Raw genomic sequence first — 17626 nt, 5'->3', positions numbered from 1 at the left:
TACTATATATGAAAACTTTAAAATCCGTAAAATACATTTTTTTACTAGCAGTTATTACAACTATGAATGCACAAAAAAAAGCTTATTTAGACACAACTAAACCAATAGAAGAAAGAATATCATTATTAATGAAAGAGATGACTTTAGAAGAAAAAGTCGGACAAATGAATCAGTATAATGGTTTTTGGGAAGTAACAGGTCCTGCTCCAAAAGGGGGTGATGCTGAAAAAAAATACGAACATCTTCGTAAAGGTTGGGTAGGCTCTATGCTAACAGTTCGAGGTGTTAAAAATGTAAAAGCAGTACAAAAAATAGTGGTGGAAGAAACTCGTTTGGGAATTCCACTTATTATAGGGTTTGATGTAATTCATGGCTATAAAACCTTGAGTCCAATTCCTCTAGCTGAAGCAGCTAGTTGGGATTTAGAAGCAATAAAAAAATCAGCACAAGTGGCAGCAGAGGAAGCATCAGCCTCAGGAATTAACTGGACATTTGGACCTAATGTCGATATTACTCGCGATGCCAGATGGGGAAGAGTCATGGAAGGAGCAGGTGAAGATCCTTATTTGGGAAGTAAAATTGCAATAGCAAGAGTGAAAGGATTTCAAGGAGAAACAAAAAAAGATTTGTCAAAAGTAAATACCATTGCTGCTTGTGCTAAACATTTTGCAGCCTATGGTTTTGTAGAAGCAGGAAAAGAATACAATATTGTAGATATGAGTATTTCTAATTTACATAATTTGGTATTACCACCTTTTAAAGCGGCTAAGGATGCTGGTGTAAGAACTTTTATGAATTCTTTTAATACATTAAATGGCGTACCAGCAACTGGAAGTACTTATTTACAAAGAGACATCTTAAAAGGACATTGGGATTTTGATGGTTTTGTAATTTCAGATTGGGCTTCTGTTAGAGAAATGGTTAATCATGGTTTTGCAAAAGATGCAGCAGAAGCTACTACAAAAGCGGTTATTGCGGGTTCCGATATGGATATGGAATCGCATTTTTATGTAACTGAATTAGCCAATTTGGTAAAATTAGGAAAAATAAAAGAGAGTTTGGTAGATGATGCAGTTAGAAGAATATTACGAGTGAAATTTGAGTTAGGGCTATTTGAAAATCCATACAAATACTGTGATGAAGAACGAGAGAAAAGAGTAATTGGTAGCAAAGAAAACAACGAAGCTGTTTTAGATATGGCTAAAAAATCGATTGTCCTATTAAAGAATGAAAAACAACTACTTCCTTTAAAGAAATCAGGTCAGAAAATTGCTTTAATTGGTGCTTTAGCTAATGATAAAAACAGTCCATTAGGTAGTTGGAGAATTGCATCTGATGATAATACAGCTGTGTCTGTTTTTGAAGGAATGCAAAAATATAAGGATAACCAATTAGCCTATGAAAAAGGAACTGATGTAACAGTAGGTAAAACCACTTTTACTGATGAATTAACCTTTAATACAACGGACACCTCAGGATTTGAAGCGGCAATTACTTTAGCTAAAAAATCGGATGTGGTAGTACTTGTTTTAGGAGAGCATGGCTTTCAAACAGGTGAAGGAAGAAGTAGAACCGACTTAAATTTACCAGGAAACCAACAAGAATTAATGGAAGCCGTTTTTAAAGTCAATCCTAATATTGTTTTAGTATTAAATAACGGAAGACCTTTGGCTTTGCCTTGGGCTTATGAACATATTCCAGCCATTGTTGAAGCATGGCAATTAGGAACACAAACAGGAAATGCTGTGGCTGAGGTTTTATATGGAGATTATAATCCTAGTGGAAAATTACCAATTTCTATTCCTAGAAATGTAGGACAATGTCCTATATATTACAACAGTTATAATACTGGAAGACCAGTAAATTCTGATAACAATGTGTTTTGGTCACATTATATAGATGTAGAAAAAACACCTCAATATGCTTTTGGACATGGATTAAGTTACACGACTTTCGAATATAAAAATCTAAAAATAGACAAAGTAGCATTTGCCATAAATGAACCAGTAAAAATTTCTGTTGAAGTAACCAATACAGGAAATTATGAAGGTAAAGAAGTCGTACAATTATACTTACACGATATTACGGCTAGTTTAGCACGACCAATAAAAGAATTAAAAGGTTTCGAATTAGTTACTCTTAAAAAAGGAGAAACAAAAACCATTACTTTTACTTTAACTCAAGCCGAATTAGGTTTTTATGATAATCAAGGAAATTATTTAGTAGAACCAGGGACTTTTTTAGTTATGGTAGGTGGCAATTCACAAGAGGGTTTAAAAAACAGTTTTGAATTAAAATGATGAAAATTTTATCTAAAAAAAATAGTACGTCTTTTATCACATTTTTATGTGTAGTTTGTTCTTGGAGTCAAAACAACATTTCGTTTTTAAATGAAAAAGAGGATAATGTTACAATTAGTAAACATATTTATGGTCATTTTGCAGAACATTTGGGAAGATGTATTTATGATGGATTATATGTTGGAGAAGATAATACCACAATTCCCACCACAAATGGTGTTAGAAATGATATAATCAATGCTTTAAAAGAATTACAAATTCCAAACTTAAGATGGCCTGGAGGTTGTTTCGCGGATACTTACCATTGGAAAGATGGAATTGGAACTAAAGAAACTAGACCTACTATTGTGAATACTTGGTGGGGTGGAACAACAGAAAATAACAGTTTTGGGACACATGATTTTTTAAATTTATGCGAATTACTTCAGACAGAACCCTATTTAGCTGCAAATGTAGGTAGTGGAGAAGTGCAAGAATTAGCAGATTGGGTACAATATGTAAATTTTTCTGGAACAAGTCCAATGTCAGATTGGAGAAAAAAAAATGGAAAAGAAAAGCCATGGCAAGTGAAATTTTGGGGAGTAGGCAATGAAGCTTGGGGTTGTGGAGGAAATATGACGGCCGATTATTATGCAGATATTTATAAGAAATATGCTACTTTCATGTCGGACTATACAAATGGAGGATTATTTAGAATAGCTTCTGGTGCTAATAGTGATAACTATGAATGGACCGAAACACTCATGAAAAAAATCCCAAAAACTTTAGTTAAAGGACTTGCATTGCATTATTATACTGTGATAGATTGGGAGAAGAAAGGTTCAGCAGTACATTTTACAGATGAGGAATACTTTAAAACCATGAAAGCGGCTTGGTATATGGAAGAGTTAGTGACTAAGCATAGTGCTATCATGGATAAATATGACCCTCAAAAAGAAATTGCTTTAGTTGTAGATGAATGGGGAGCATGGTATGACGCAGAACCTAATCAAAGGCAAAGTGTTCTTTATCAACAAAATACCATGCGAGATGCATTAATTGCTGGATTAAATTTAAATATATTCAATAACCATGCTGCTCGTGTAAAGATGGCAAATTTGGCACAAACAGTAAATGTATTGCAAGCCATCATTCTCACAAAAGGGGATAAAATGATATTGACACCTACTTATCATGTAATGAACCTATATAAAGTGCATCAAGAAGCTACTTTACTTCCTTTAAAAATAAATTCCAATGATTTTGTTTTCAATAATGAAAAATTGCCAGCCATTTCTGCATCAGCTTCTATAGACAAAAACAACAAAACACACTTATCATTAGTAAATATTGATCCTAATAAAAGTCAAGAGATAAAAATTACCATATCGGACAAAAAATATAAGATGATAAATGGAACAATACTAACATCAAAGCAATTAAGAGATTATAATTCATTTACAAATCCTTCAGTAGTTCAACCTAAGCCATTTTCTGATTTTAAAAAAACAAATAAGGAAATAATTATTAACCTTCCTCCTTTTTCTGTTGTGGTTATGCAATTAGAATAATGATTTGAAATTTAAATAAATACACACTAAAGTATTTATAAACTTAGCGTCTTGAAGTAATCGTGTAATACTAATGAACGTTTTGAATTTCCTTCTTTTTAACTGTTCTGGGTTGAGTGATTATAAATCTCATCCTACTTAACTTAAAAATCTCGTTTGGAAAATCATTTAGAAAGTGAACAAAGAAGTAACACAATGTATTGTCTTTAAAGAGTCTTTTTAGGGATGAAAGAATTCCCATCGTAACTTCATTTTTACATAATCAATTAAAAAAACTTCACTCCATACATATTTTCACAAGAATAAATGCTTTAAACAAATGTTAAACTTTTTTTCTATCTTTGGAATACAGTGTTTAACTGAAGTTATAAATCATTTAGCTTCCAATCTTTCAAAGACTAGGAATTTAGAGTTTTAAAAAAAATAAAAACTATTTTAGAAGACAAGTAATAATGGAAAAAATAAAAATTGAAATTAAATGGGCAATCCTTTTCTCTGTAATGGGATTGCTTTGGATGGTATTAGAAAAACTTTGTGGACTACATGGAAAATATATCGACTATCATTTATATTTGACAAACTTGTTTATCATTCCTGCCATTTGGGTTATGGTTTTAGCTCTTAAAGACAAAAAGAAAAATTTTTATAAAGGACAAATGACCTATAAGCAAGGTTTGATTTCGGGTATTATCTTGTCCTTTTTCATTGCTTTAATTAGTCCGTTGACACAATGGATTACTACCTATGTTATCACACCCGAATATTTTCCAAACGTAATTAAACGATCTGTAGAAATAGGATATTTTAAAACAGTGACAGAAGCAGAAGCAAATTTTAATTATCCTAATTATGCTAAACAAGGAGCAATGGGAGCTTTAATTATGGGAATTATTACAACTGCAATCGCAATGATTTTTATTAGAACAAAGAATAGCAATCTAAACTAAAAAATATTTAAGAATATGGCAACAGTAAACATTTATTTGACTTTTAATGGCAATTGTGAAGAAGCTTTTCGCTTTTATCAATCCATTTTTGGTGGTGAATTTTCATATTTTGGTCGTTTTAAAGAGATGCCAAAAGAGGAAGAAAATTGCCAACCAATGGATGAGGCAGACGGTGACAAAATTATGCACGTTACACTTCCTATTAGCAAAGAAACTTGTTTGATGGGAAGCGATACTGGAGGAGAATGGGCTTCACACTTTAAACAAGGGAATAACTTTTCAGTTTCTATAAACACAGAAAGCAAAAAGGAAGCGGATAAGTTATTTAACGCACTTTCAAGTGATGGACAAGTAATAATGCCAATGAATCAAACATTTTGGGGTGCTTATTTTGGAATGTTTACCGACAAATTTGGAATAAACTGGATGGTAAACTTTGATGAACCAAAATAAGAAAAACAACAGAATTAGTATTTAATAGAGATAACTATATACTAATTCCTAAAAAAGCAATGTAGCTTATTAGATAAAAAGAATTAAAATTAACAGCGTCAAAAAAACACTTTTTGATGCTGTTTTTAGTTTTATAAATTCTCATTTTAATTTATAATTATGTATTTGTACACATTATCTTAAATTGATATATTTGAACAAACTGTTTTCCAAACTTAGAAAAGCAGGCTTAATGTTAAACACGTTTTGAACCAAAAAAACAAATATGAAAAAACATCTGAGAGTATTGATTTCTATTTTGTTAATGCTGTTAACAACTACTGCAACTACTGCACAAGACGTTTCAAAAACGCATAAAGATTCCTTAGACTGTATAGTTACTAAATATTACGATTTAAACCTTAAAATATTTCAAAAAAATTCAACCATCGAGGATATTGATAAAGCTTTTGAACTTTTCACAGATGACTTTACCTATATTCATCCAAAATATGGAGGTACATACACCCGAAAGGATTTGTATAATGGATATGCACGAAATCAAAAAAATGGAGGATATGATGGAAAAGTAACTAACATAAAGATAGAAAGTAAAATCATAGGATTAAACGCAGTAGTTGTAGAAAGAAGATTTATAGAAAAAAGAGAAGTTGGAATTAAAGAAGGAAAACCACAAATGACTCTTTTTGAATTCAAAGAAGGAAAAATCTCTCGTATATTTGAATATTGGTAATAAAAAAGATAGTGTCTAGTATCAGTTTGGCAATGTGGTAGTTGAAGTGCTTTTATGAAATATTTAGGCAAGTTTCAAAATTAGAAGTTGTATTAAATATTTTGTGCTAAAATCTCTACAGACTAGGCCAAAAAACGTTAGCAACCATTATGAAATGACCATATTGACAAAAAAATAGCACTAACAAAATAATGAAAATGAAAGAAAAAAAACTATCAGAATTAACAGATCAGGAATTGTTACAAGAAGCAAAAAAAATGAAATCAACTTCCATAACAAATGCGATATTAATTGGATTTTTTATAGGAATTGTATTTTACAGCATTCTGAAAAATAGTTTGGGATTTTTAACATTAATCCCTTTGTTTTTTGCCTATAAATTGATTAATAATTCAAAATATGACAATAAAGAATTGGAAAATCTTTTAAAAGAGAAAAATTTAAAATAGTCAATCGTTCATAGTTGGTTGCCAACACAAGTTTTACACATTACGAGTTTTAGATTTAATTTAAAGTTTGTTTTGTATATTTGGTAGTGCTTAACCAAAAGTTTCGGCTTCTTTAATCTAGAACAGTTAAAGTAAAGAATGGGAACATTAGGTAAGTAATTATATTATGACATCGACATTTGGAATAAGAGACAAAAAACAACATAAAGAAATATCAATATGAAAAAAGCAATTTTTACAATTATAATTTTAACCACAATCATCTCTTGTAAAAATCAAAATAATGCTAAAAATATAGAAACTACACAGCAAGAAAAAACTCCGGATTTAGAAATTGATTCTTTATCTGGAAAAACGCTTGAATACAATTATGGTGATAATATGTATGTGGTGAATTTTAAATCGGAAAAAGAGCTACATTGGAAATGTATAAAGGGAGATGAAAAAGGAAAAGAAGCAATTGAAACTTATTTAACTTTACGACTAGATAATCATACCTTGTTCATTTCATGGGTTGAAAATGATGGATTGGGTGTTAGTCAAGTTATTAACTTAAAGAATAATACAGTAAAAACTTTTTTAAAAATAGACAGAGAAATAATACCTCTAACAGCGACAATCCGTGAATTATAAAATTGACAAAATTAAAGCCAACTGATAAGATCAAATTCAGTTTTTCAATGGAACTTTAATATTACATTAGAAATGACCACTATTGACACTTGTTTTTCTAGAATAAATTTTGATATTGTTTATAACTATATAGAGGAACAAATTAAAACGAATAACACCAAATATTACATTTACGACAATAGTAAAAAGTATAAGTCTGCTTATTATGAGCTTTATTTAAAAGACACAACAACTATTTACATAAAAAACAATGAATCTAGACCTTTAGCAGTGATAAGTAAAGAAAAAGGGATTCATTCGTTGGTAATTTGGGGCAATAAAAGAATGGTAAATAAAAGTCATCAAATGTTTTGTGATGTTCTTTCTGAGGCAATTAAAAACAAGAAACAAAGCCCTTAGAAACTGCTTTAAATATGTCAAAACACATCAAAATCGGTCAAAAATCAGTCATGATGCTTTTTTTGGCAGTTTGGCAAGGGTGTTGGATAGTGCTAATTAATCCTATTAAATTTGCAAAGTTTAAGTAGGAATAATAACTCATTCTCTTTTAAATAAAAAATCAATTCCATTTAAACTAGCAAGTTTTGGGTTTTAATCCAATTAACTTCTTTCGATATTTGTAAGTCTAAAAGGAAGCACAATGACGGAACAACAAAACATTAACTATAACCGAATTGCAGAAGCGATAGCGTATATTAAAAATAATTTTCAAAAGCAACCTAATCTAGATGAAGTGGCTCAAAAAATTAATTTAAGTCCATTTCATTTTCAACGTCTTTTTAGCGAATGGGCAGGAACAAGTCCAAAGAAATTTTTACAATATACTACTATCGAATATGCCAAAATTCTTTTAAAAGAAAATCAAGCAACTCTTTTTGAGACCGCACATGAAACTGGACTATCAGGAACAGGAAGACTGCACGACTTATTTGTAAATATAGAAGGAATGACTCCAGCAGAATACAAAAATGGAGGTAAAGATTTAATCATCAATTATAGTTTTTCGGAAAGTCCTTTTGGAAGTATTATTGTTGCTTCTACTGAAAAGGGAATTTGTTATATGGCATTTGTTGAAGAAAAATCTAATGCTTTTGCAATACTGCAAAGTCATTTTCCAAAAGCTCATTTCAAACTAAATTTTGATGCAATTCAGCAAAATGCACTTTACATTTTTACACACGATTGGTCAAAACTCAGCCAAATAAAACTTCACTTAAAAGGAACCGATTTTCAATTAAAAGTTTGGCAAACGCTTTTAAAAATCCCATTGGGTCAATTAACAACTTATGGAACAATTGCTACTAAGATAGAAAATCCGAATGCCTCAAGAGCAGTTGGAACAGCTATTGGAAGTAATCCTGTTGCATTTCTTATTCCTTGTCATCGTGTTATTCAATCAACAGGAATATTTGGAGGTTATATGTGGGGAAATGTTAGAAAAACAGCCATCATAGGTTGGGAAGGTACAAAGGCACAAGCCAATTTCTAAGACAGCAAGTTTCGGGTTTTATTAATAATGGACTATATGAATCTTTGTTCTGTAATTTAAATAACATACAAATGAAAACATTTATTTTAATTCATGGTTCATGGCATAACGCTTGGAATTGGCACAAAGTAATTCCTATTCTAGAAAGACAAGGACATAAAGTTTTAGCAATAGATTTACCAGGAATGGGAAGAGATAAAACTCCAATTAAGGAAGTTAAATTTCACACAACTGTACAAAAAGTTTGTGAATTAATTGATGCTATAGAAGGAAAAGTAATCCTAGTAGGACATAGTAAAAATGGAATTATAATTTCACAAGTGGCAGAATACCGTTCAGAGAAAATCGAAAAATTAATTTATCTCGCAGCTTATTTAGTTCCAAATGGGAAAACCCAATTTGAATATTCTTCTCAAGACACTACTAGTGTTTTAAAGCCTTATGTTACTAGATATCCAGAATTGAATGCTCATACTTTACAACCAGAAATTTATAAAGAAGGACTTTATGAAGATTGTGAAAACGACATAGTAGAAATGGCAAAATTATTATTAAGTCATGAACCTATAGAATCTGGAATAACTCCTTTAGTATTAACAGACGAAAATTATGGAAGTATTAGGAGGTTTTATATCGAATGTACAAATGATAAGGCAGTAACTCCTTTTATTCAGAGAAAAATGTACTCAGAAACTAAATGCGAAAAAGTGTATAGCATGCAAGTGAGTCACTCACCATTTTTTAGTAAACCACTTGAACTTTGTGAGCTGTTTTTAGAAATAGCATTAAGTTAGAACTAAGAAAAGACTGAAAATAATTACATTTGGAATATAATAATAACTAAAAGCAAAAGAAATGATTCAGTTAGGAGTGATAGGAGTTTGGCAAATGATTTTAATATTTATATTTCTTTTTATAGGAGTTCTACCAACGATTTTAGCTCTTGTAGATGTTTTAAAAAGCGAGTTTAAAGGAAACAATAAACTAGTTTGGGTAATAGTAGTCTTATTTGGTAACTTTTTAGGAGCTGTTTTGTATTTTTTAATAGGAAGAAGTCAAAAAAGTAAGTATTAATAAAAATAAAAGGTTATCCAAGAAGAAAATAGTTTGTCAATCTGTTTAATACTTCAAGTTTTTTTCTAGATTTTGAAGCAAATGCAGAATGACACGTTTTCAGGCTTTTTGGATAACCTCTTTTTATTAATTAATCTTTTTATTAAATGCTTTTATCATTCGTAATGTAGATACATCAGTAGAAAAAACAGAATACAAGCCTTGTGGTTCCTGTGGTGGATCGGTATTAAAATCGTCTCCTTTTCTCCATTTGCCATCGCTTGGAGTATTTTTTCCTATACCAGAATATCCCCAAAAATTCAAAGCAACAAAAGGCTCATTGTTGGCAATAGCTTGTTTTAATCGTTTAAAAACAGCTTTGTAGTATTTGTTTCTATAAGTAATAGGATCATTTCGATCAAAACTGACTTGATTTCTAGGGAAACCAAATTCTTCTAATATAATTATCTTATTCAGATTTTTAGCAACTTGAATATGTTCGTCTATATAAGCAAGGGTTTTTTCAATAGATGTTTTGGTAGTTTCTTTTTCTTTTTCAACATTGTACCAACCCCAATTTTTAGGCCAAATATGCATAGTTAAATAATCAATATTAGGATTTTTATGCGTTCTTTCGAAAGTAGTAATATCATCATTAGAACCTGCTTTTCCTTCAGAACCAGTAGTAATAAGATGGTTTGAATCTAATCGGTTTATGTCATTCACTACTTCATTAATCCATTTGGTAAATGCTTCCTCATTATCATTGGTAAAAACTCTAGGTTCATTGGCTACTTCCCATGACATAATGGTTGGATCTTCGGTATATTTTAAATTGGTATAAGGATTTGTTCTTCCTAAAATAAACTGAATGTGTTTTTCAAAATCTTCCTGACAAGGTTTGCAAGAATGAAATTGCTTGGTAAAATTCATGAATTGTGGCCAAGTATTGGGTTCTATATTTGGATTAGGAACAACTCCATAACCGTTCCATTCTAAATATTTAGCCATACCACCAGACCATTCCCAATTGTTATTTAAAAATAAAATAGCCGTTAAATCTCTTTTTTTCATTTCTGCTAAAAGAAAATCCAGCCCGTCAAGTAAAACGTCATTATACTTTCCTTTTTCAGGTTGTAGGGCAGGTGTTACCGTAAAATCTTGATCACCACCTTCAGCACCTACTAGTACTCTTAAATTAGTAATTCCGTTAGCTTTTAATTCGTCAAGTTCTTTTAGTAGACGTTCTCTATCTCCATTTTTAGCACCTATCATAGCTCCATACCAATAATTTGTACCAATAAAGCGATATGGTTTACCGTCTTTTATGAAATTACTGTCTTTTATGTAGATAAAGTCAGGTTTGTTTTGAGAGAATAATGTAGAAATGAAAAGAAGTAGAATATATTTTTTCATAGATGTAAAATTTAATTTGTTAGTTGTCGCCTTTTATTAACAACAAATTTGTTGTTAATGCAATTTTATATGTAAATAGTAGCGTTTTGCTAGTTATCTTTTTTAAATAATTTAAATCTTTACAACAATAATAATTTTATTTACTTAAATGTTACAGAGATTTCATCTGCATAAAGCGTTCCTGTAGCAAAACCTAAAGCAATCATAATTCTATACTTTTGGGTGTTTTTTGGTAAAGTAAAAGTTTTAGAATAAAAAGTCCAATCTGTTGTATTTGTTATAAAGGTTATGTTTTGATCGTCTCCAGTTTTAGTACTACTACCATCGGTAAATTCGATATTCAACAAACCGTTATTCCATGTATCTTTTCCTTGTTTAATATCATCTGACTTTAACCAACCTGATACCGTTACAGAAGTAGCGTTTTTAGGAACATCAGCAATTTGGTCAATTCCTGTCCAGTTGAAAGAGTTTGAAGTCAATTGAAGAGCTGCTTTTCCTTCTTTGAAAACAGATGTCGATACACTAGCATTTCCTCTCCATGAAGAAGTTTGGTTTTCAAAATTGCCATTAATAAGTTCCAAGTATTTTATTTCTAAATCAGATTGTTTTTTTTCTTCAATAATTGCAACTTCAGTATTTTCTGATTTTTCAATAGCTTCGAATTCTTCTTTCGTTAGCGCAACAGCTTTTAAATCATCAAATAATAATGTGCCATTTGTTTCTCCTAAAGCTAACATGATTTTAAATTTAGTCGCAGATTCGGGAACCTGAATTATTTTTTTATAAAATGTCCAATTGGATGACCCTAAAAAACTAGCAATGGTTTCATTTTTAATACTTTTTGATTCATATTTTAAGAATTCAATATCAAATTTTCCAGTATTCCAATCGTTTTTTCCTTTCTCAATGGCATCAGTTTTTATCCATCCGCTAAATTCTATTGCAACTGTTTTTTTGGGTATGCTAATTACTTGATTAATTGATTTCCATTGTGCCCCAACAAATTGTGAGATAATACAACTGGCTTTTCCTGACTTTTTTTCATAAATTGAAATTTTTGCTATTTCACTTCCATTCCAATAATTTAAATCAGATTCAAATCCTCCATTTAAAACGAGATTTTTTTGAGCTGTAACATTTAAACATAAAATTAGAACGAACCAAATAGTTAATTTTTTCATATTTATTTTATTTATAAACGTTTTATTAATTCAATACAAGCTCTTCCGTTATGATACGGACATTTCCAAAAGCCTGCTTTGTCTTTTTCTATTTTAGAATAATCAGAAGTTACACCCCAAAACCATTCTCCATTCTCTTTATCAATAATATGATTTTGAACAAAGGCAAAATTTTCTTCTGCAATAGTTAGATAAGATTCGTCTTGGGTAAGTTGCCATGCATTAACCATTCCTATCCAAAGTTCGGCTTGTGGCCACCAGTGTTTTTCTGCAATTAAGGTGTCTTCTTTTGGGTCATATTCATACCATAAACCTCCATCATCATCTAAACCAGCTTTAGTTGCATTTGCTATTGCTATAGCATAATCTTTATATTTTTCTATTAAACTCTTATCTTTAGTTACTGTCGCACACCAATGTAATAACCATGCTGCTTCAATATCATGTCCGTATGAAATAACATCAGGTTTTTCAATCCAATTTTCATCGAAAAAGAGTTTCAAATGAAAAGTTTGGGAGTTAATAAAATAGATATCAATAACAATTAATAGATTAATTATTCTAATTTTTAATGTTTTATCTGGCCAAACTTCATATAAATTAGCATACGCTTCTACAATGTGTAAATGCGTATTCATGGTTTTCTTTTCATTGGCATCTTTTTCGCTCAAGCGAAGATCTTCAATAGGTTGCCAATCTCTTGTGAAAGCTTCAAAATAGCCATTGTTTTTCTTATCATAACTATGCTTTTCTATGTTATGATAGAGATTGATAGCTAATTGTAAAACTTCTTCTTTTTTAGAAATTTTATAATATTCGGTTAAACCGTAAATGGTAAAAGCCAAGGCATAAATTTGATTTTTAGTGTCTTTTGGTGTTCCGTCTGGATTGATACTCCAAAAAATACCACCATATTCTGTATCATAAAAATAAGTGTCAATATAACGAAAAGCCCTTTCGGCAAGCACTAAATGATTTGGATTATTCGTAAACGGGTAAGCAGCAGAAAATGTCCATAAAATTCTAGCATTTAAAACGGCTCCTTTTTCTGAATCATATTTTTTGATTTCATTATAGTCAATTTGACCGATGAAACCTCCATTTTTATCATCTATACTATGGTTTTCCCAATAATGCAAAAGGGAGTCTAACTCTTCTTGAACGGCAGATTTTAAGGATTGAATTGTTGGGAGCACTTTAATCTATTTTTGTATTATTTTCTATTTGTTTAATGATAGTTTGTACTGAAGATGATGATGTAAACTTATCTTCAGGGCTATGCATTATATAATCGACTAATTTATCAATGGTTGAAACAGCGACATGCATACGAGTATCTGATGATGCATAGTAGATATAAACCGTTCCATCAGTATCAGCAATCCATCCATTGGAAAATAAGACATTAGATACATCACCTACACGTTCTTCGTTTTCAGGAGCCATAAAATGTCCAGCAGGAACATGAATTACTTTAGAAATATCATGTAAATCGGTCATAAAGAGATATAAAGTATAACGAAGACCAGCAGCAGTATTTCTTACACCATGAGCCAAGTGTAGCCAACCTTTGTTGGTTTTAATAGGAGCTGGTCCTAAGCCATTTTTTAATTCATAAATAGTGTGATATACTTTTCCAAAGATTATTTTTTCATTGGTTACCACTGGGTTTTCCATAGCATTAATATAACCTAAACCAATTCCACCACCATTACCTACATCGATGAAACCATCTTGCGGACGAGTATAAACTGCATATTTTCCGTTTACAAATTCTGGATGAAGAACCACATTGCGTTGTTGACCTGAATTTGAAACTAAATCAGGTAGTCTTTCCCAATGAATTAAATCTTTTGTTCGCACAATTCCAGCATTGGCTATGGCCGAACTCGTGTCTCCTTTTGGAGCATTTGGGTCTTTTCGTTCCGTACAAAAAATACCATAAACCCAACCGTCTTCATGATTTACTAAACGCATATCATAAACATTAGTATCTGGATTTCCTTCAATTTGAGGAATTACACACGGTTTGTCCCAAAATTGAAAGTGATCAATTCCGTTAGGACTTTCTGCTATAGCAAAGAATGATTTTCTGTCATTGCCTTCAACCCGAACACAAAGCACATACTTATCGTTCCATTTCATTGCACCCGCATTGAAAGTAGCATTAAAGCCAATTCTTTCTAAACCATGTGGATTGGTTTCAAGATTAAAATCGAAACGCCATTCCAAAGGAATGTGAGCAGGTGTTATTATTGGATAAGTGTATCTTTGAAAAATACCATTAGTATTTTTTGTGGGAATATTTTTTTGGTTAATTAAGTTTTGAAAAGCAGTAATTTGTTGCTCTATATTTATTTTTTTATCTAACTGATTTGTTTTCATTTTATAATGCTTAATATTATTATTCTTCTAATTTGTTCCACCAATATTTTTTTAATAATAAAACACAAACTATTAAAACTACTAGGGTAATGTATACGGGTGTGCTTTGACGAAATATGAGATACATAGGTAAAATAACTAAAGTGGTTTGTGCAATTATTCCAATGAAAACATTGAACATGTCTAAACCAAATGTTTCATTTTTCTCAAAATTGGGGTTTTCAATAAGAATCTTATCATGTATAGGTTTCCAAAAACCCCAAGGTTTTACGTTTTTATAAAATTCAATTAAAATTTTATCTTCTGTAGGAGGAGCTGAGAAAGTTCCCAAAATGCTTCCTATTAATGAAATCACTAATAATAATGGGAATAAATACAATACATTTACGTTTGGAAATAATATAGGAGCAAAGTATGCTGCAACTAAACCTGCAACCATTCCCCAAAAGAACCCTTCTCCATTAAATCGCCACCAATGCCATTTTAAAATATTAGCGCCTACATAACTTCCATAAAGTACAGATACAATTATATTTAAAACCGAATTAACATCTTCTGCAAAAAAACCTAAAATAATACTGATTATAACTACAACAATTCCCGTAACATAATTCATGTTTTTTATTTGGTTTGAACTAGCTTCAGGATTTTTATACTTCAAATAGATGTCATTTACTAAATAAGCCTGAGCAGCATTTAATGTTCCTGCAAATGTGGACATAAATGCAGCAATTAAACCAGCTAAAAGCAATCCTAGTAAACCAACAGGTACAAATTGATTAATAGCTGTAGGTAATAGTAACTCAAAATCGATATCACCAGCAGCATTTAATAAATCTAATTTTTCATAGTATATCAATGCTAAAGCAGCAAAACCAGCAATCATTAAATATCGAATAGGCATTAATATAACAGAAACAAATCCACTCATTTTTGATGCTTCTGAAGGTGATTTTGTTGATAAAATCTTTTGCATATCATATGTTGGAGCAGGTCCAGCCACACTTACCAACACTCCTTTGAATAGCATCATAAATAGGAAGATGGAGAAAATACCAAAACCATCACTTTTAATTTTTTCATTTACTTGAGGAATAATCTTAGACCAATCCATACTTAGTTCACCCATAAAAGGATTCATCCAGCCTTCAGGAACGGCTAAAGTTCCAGTTCCAACGGCTTGCCAGCCTAAATAGCCTATTACAAGAGCAGCAACGGTCATAATAGCAAATTGGACAACATCTGCCCATACAATACCAGACATGCCACCTAAAAGTGAATAAAAAACCGCAAAAAGAGTAAAAATGGTGCCATAAAAATGAGGAACATATTCTGATGAAACTGTAAAAGGAATATAGTTACTTACCATTTCCCATGGTACAAATACTTCAACAAATTTTCCTAAACCAATGAATCCATAAGCTAAGTAGCCTAAACAAACTACTAGAGCAAATACAACTACAATAATATGTGATAATTTTGCTCCTTTTCCAAAACCAAATCGAGTTCCTATCCATTCCGCTCCTGTTGTAGCATTTGAACGTCTCAACCATTTGGATAAATATACCATCAAAAATATTTGATTAAAAACGGGCCACAACCATGGAATCCAAGCGCTTTTAATACCGTAAACAAACATTAGGGTTACTAACCAAATTGTTCCAGAAATATCAAACATTCCAGAAGCGTTAGACAATCCTAACATATACCATGGAATAGATTTTCCTCCTAATAAGTAATCATCTTTACTTTTTTGGGCTCTTTTTCTAAGGACTAACCCGATAATTATAATGGTGATTAGATAAAGTGAAACAATTAGAATGTCTATTGAGTGTAATTCCATATTTTTCTTTTAGTGAATGATTATTTTTTATATAGGTTTATTTTTGAAACCTCTTTTTGAAATAGTGTTTTGTCTAAATTATAAAATTTGATAAAATCTTTTTCAGAAGCTTGTCCTTTGTAAGGAGCATAATAGTGCATTTTGTTTTCTTTTTCTTGCCAACCGTGATTCCTCCAAACTAGTACATAAGATATTTTATAATTACCTATGGCATTTAATAATGTTTCGGTCCAAAAATTTTCATATGGAATTCCTTCATAACCAGTTTCTGCAAAAGCTGGAATTTTATGGTTTTCTTTTGCTATTTCGTTCATAATTTGAAGTTGTCTTTGGCAATTTTTTACATAAGTAGAATCTTCTGTAGGATTTTTATAAATGTAGTTATCAAAACTAAGCATGTCCACTAAATCATTACCAGGATAATATTCCATAAAATCTTCTTTAGTCATAAAATCTGCAGTATTGTAAACAATGATTAGATTATGTACTTTTTTAGTATTACGCCAATAATCAATGGTAAATTTCCATAATTCTTTAAACTCTTTTGGACTACCATTATTTTTGCACCACCAAAACCAATTACCAGTTAATTCGTGGAAGGGACGATATAGAATAGGAATTTTTTTACCTCCTTTACCTTTTAAAGAATTAAAAAAATCAGCTGCTTTATCTAACCAAGTTATATATAGTTGATGTTTTTCTCCATTTGGCAAAATTGAAGCAAGAGAATTTGGAGTAGTGTCCCATGAGTTTTTCCCTGTATAAGGGTTGTCCATATGCCAACTTATGGTATTTACACCACCACGATTATAAATCTCAGTTATCCAATTTTTCATTTTATCAAAAGGAACACCATCTATATTATTGGGTGAATCTTTTTCTAGGCCACCTATGTCCCAACCATAAACTGCTGGATAATCACCAGTAACATCTTTTATATCACTTCTGTCTTTTTCATATTTCCATTCAACACCATAAGCTAAATCATCTTGATGACCAAACATTATTCCTTTGTCTAACAACTTAAATAAGTTGTCGTATAGAATCCTTGTTTTTCTTGTTGCTTTTTTATCAGCGATATGAGAATTGTTATTTTTTAAAATAGAGCAAGAGATAATTAAAGGAATAAAAAGTAAGAAATAATATATTTTAAATTTCGTCATTATTTTTTTAAGCTTATTTTGTTGATAT

At 30.8% G+C, this 17626-nt stretch carries 17 protein-coding genes; 11 read left to right on the top strand and 6 right to left on the bottom strand.

The window, feature by feature from the left end:
* The first annotated feature begins 8 nt into the window (after window positions 1-8).
* The 11 genes from bglX (at window position 9) to ACULEV_RS11280 (ending at window position 9628) form a co-directional block, all read left to right on the top strand.
* Window positions 9-2300 carry a beta-glucosidase BglX gene (gene bglX / locus ACULEV_RS11330; protein ID WP_445455168.1) on the top strand — a complete coding sequence of 764 codons (2292 nt, stop codon included), beginning with the start codon at window positions 9-11 and terminating at the stop codon, window positions 2298-2300.
* A complete protein-coding gene (locus ACULEV_RS11325; RefSeq protein WP_445455167.1) occupies window positions 2297-3850 on the top strand; it encodes an alpha-N-arabinofuranosidase in 1554 nt (517 codons plus the stop codon). The genes bglX and ACULEV_RS11325 overlap by 4 nt, the downstream gene beginning before the upstream one ends.
* 452 nt (window positions 3851-4302) lie before the next feature.
* Window positions 4303-4797, top strand: a complete 495-nt coding sequence (locus ACULEV_RS11320; RefSeq protein ID WP_445455166.1) for a DUF4199 domain-containing protein — start codon at window positions 4303-4305, stop codon at window positions 4795-4797.
* Between the two features lie 15 nt (window positions 4798-4812).
* Window positions 4813-5250, top strand: coding sequence for a VOC family protein (locus ACULEV_RS11315; RefSeq protein ID WP_445455165.1), 438 nt, complete (start codon window positions 4813-4815; stop codon window positions 5248-5250).
* 265 nt (window positions 5251-5515) lie between these two features.
* Window positions 5516-5983 carry a nuclear transport factor 2 family protein gene (locus tag ACULEV_RS11310; protein ID WP_445455164.1) on the top strand — a complete coding sequence of 156 codons (468 nt, stop codon included), beginning with the start codon at window positions 5516-5518 and terminating at the stop codon, window positions 5981-5983.
* A gap of 197 nt (window positions 5984-6180) precedes the next feature.
* The gene (locus ACULEV_RS11305; protein WP_445455163.1) at window positions 6181-6432 is read left to right on the top strand and encodes an FUSC family protein; all 252 of its coding nucleotides are present in this window, start codon (window positions 6181-6183) and stop codon (window positions 6430-6432) included.
* 219 nt (window positions 6433-6651) lie between these two features.
* A complete protein-coding gene (locus tag ACULEV_RS11300) occupies window positions 6652-7065 on the top strand; it encodes a MoaF-related domain-containing protein (protein ID WP_445455162.1) in 414 nt (137 codons plus the stop codon).
* Window positions 7066-7137: 72 nt separating this feature from the next.
* Complete coding sequence (locus ACULEV_RS11295) at window positions 7138-7464, top strand: hypothetical protein (protein ID WP_445455161.1); 327 nt, start codon at window positions 7138-7140, stop codon at window positions 7462-7464.
* Between the two features lie 241 nt (window positions 7465-7705).
* Window positions 7706-8554 (top strand): bifunctional helix-turn-helix domain-containing protein/methylated-DNA--[protein]-cysteine S-methyltransferase, encoded by an 849-nt coding sequence (locus ACULEV_RS11290; protein ID WP_445455160.1) that lies wholly within the window; start codon window positions 7706-7708, stop codon window positions 8552-8554.
* Between the two features lie 71 nt (window positions 8555-8625).
* Window positions 8626-9348 (top strand): alpha/beta fold hydrolase, encoded by a 723-nt coding sequence (locus ACULEV_RS11285; protein ID WP_445455159.1) that lies wholly within the window; start codon window positions 8626-8628, stop codon window positions 9346-9348.
* 61 nt (window positions 9349-9409) lie between these two features.
* On the top strand, window positions 9410-9628 hold the full coding sequence (locus tag ACULEV_RS11280; RefSeq protein WP_445455158.1) for a PLD nuclease N-terminal domain-containing protein: 219 nt from the start codon (window positions 9410-9412) through the stop codon (window positions 9626-9628).
* 126 nt (window positions 9629-9754) lie between these two features.
* Here ACULEV_RS11280 and ACULEV_RS11275 read toward each other — a convergent pair whose 3' ends face one another.
* The 6 genes from ACULEV_RS11275 to ACULEV_RS11250 form a co-directional block, all read right to left on the bottom strand.
* The gene (locus ACULEV_RS11275; RefSeq protein ID WP_445455157.1) at window positions 9755-11023 is read right to left on the bottom strand and encodes a glycoside hydrolase 5 family protein; all 1269 of its coding nucleotides are present in this window, start codon (window positions 11021-11023) and stop codon (window positions 9755-9757) included.
* A 140-nt stretch (window positions 11024-11163) separates the two neighbouring features.
* Window positions 11164-12207, bottom strand: coding sequence for a carbohydrate binding domain-containing protein (locus tag ACULEV_RS11270; protein WP_445455156.1), 1044 nt, complete (start codon window positions 12205-12207; stop codon window positions 11164-11166).
* A gap of 11 nt (window positions 12208-12218) precedes the next feature.
* Window positions 12219-13403, bottom strand: a complete 1185-nt coding sequence (locus ACULEV_RS11265) for an AGE family epimerase/isomerase (RefSeq protein WP_445455155.1) — start codon at window positions 13401-13403, stop codon at window positions 12219-12221.
* Window position 13404: 1 nt separating this feature from the next.
* Window positions 13405-14592 carry a glycoside hydrolase family 130 protein gene (locus ACULEV_RS11260; protein ID WP_445455154.1) on the bottom strand — a complete coding sequence of 396 codons (1188 nt, stop codon included), beginning with the start codon at window positions 14590-14592 and terminating at the stop codon, window positions 13405-13407.
* A 19-nt stretch (window positions 14593-14611) separates the two neighbouring features.
* Window positions 14612-16435 (bottom strand): sodium:solute symporter family protein, encoded by a 1824-nt coding sequence (locus ACULEV_RS11255; RefSeq protein ID WP_445455153.1) that lies wholly within the window; start codon window positions 16433-16435, stop codon window positions 14612-14614.
* A 20-nt stretch (window positions 16436-16455) separates the two neighbouring features.
* Window positions 16456-17598 carry a glycoside hydrolase family 26 protein gene (locus ACULEV_RS11250; protein ID WP_445455152.1) on the bottom strand — a complete coding sequence of 381 codons (1143 nt, stop codon included), beginning with the start codon at window positions 17596-17598 and terminating at the stop codon, window positions 16456-16458.
* Window positions 17599-17626: the final 28 nt, after the last annotated feature.

The sequence above is a fragment of the Flavobacterium sp. HNIBRBA15423 genome, assembly GCF_052655965.1.
The sequence above is the reverse complement of the archived record's forward strand: the minus strand, read 5'-3'. Positions and strand labels throughout refer to the sequence as shown.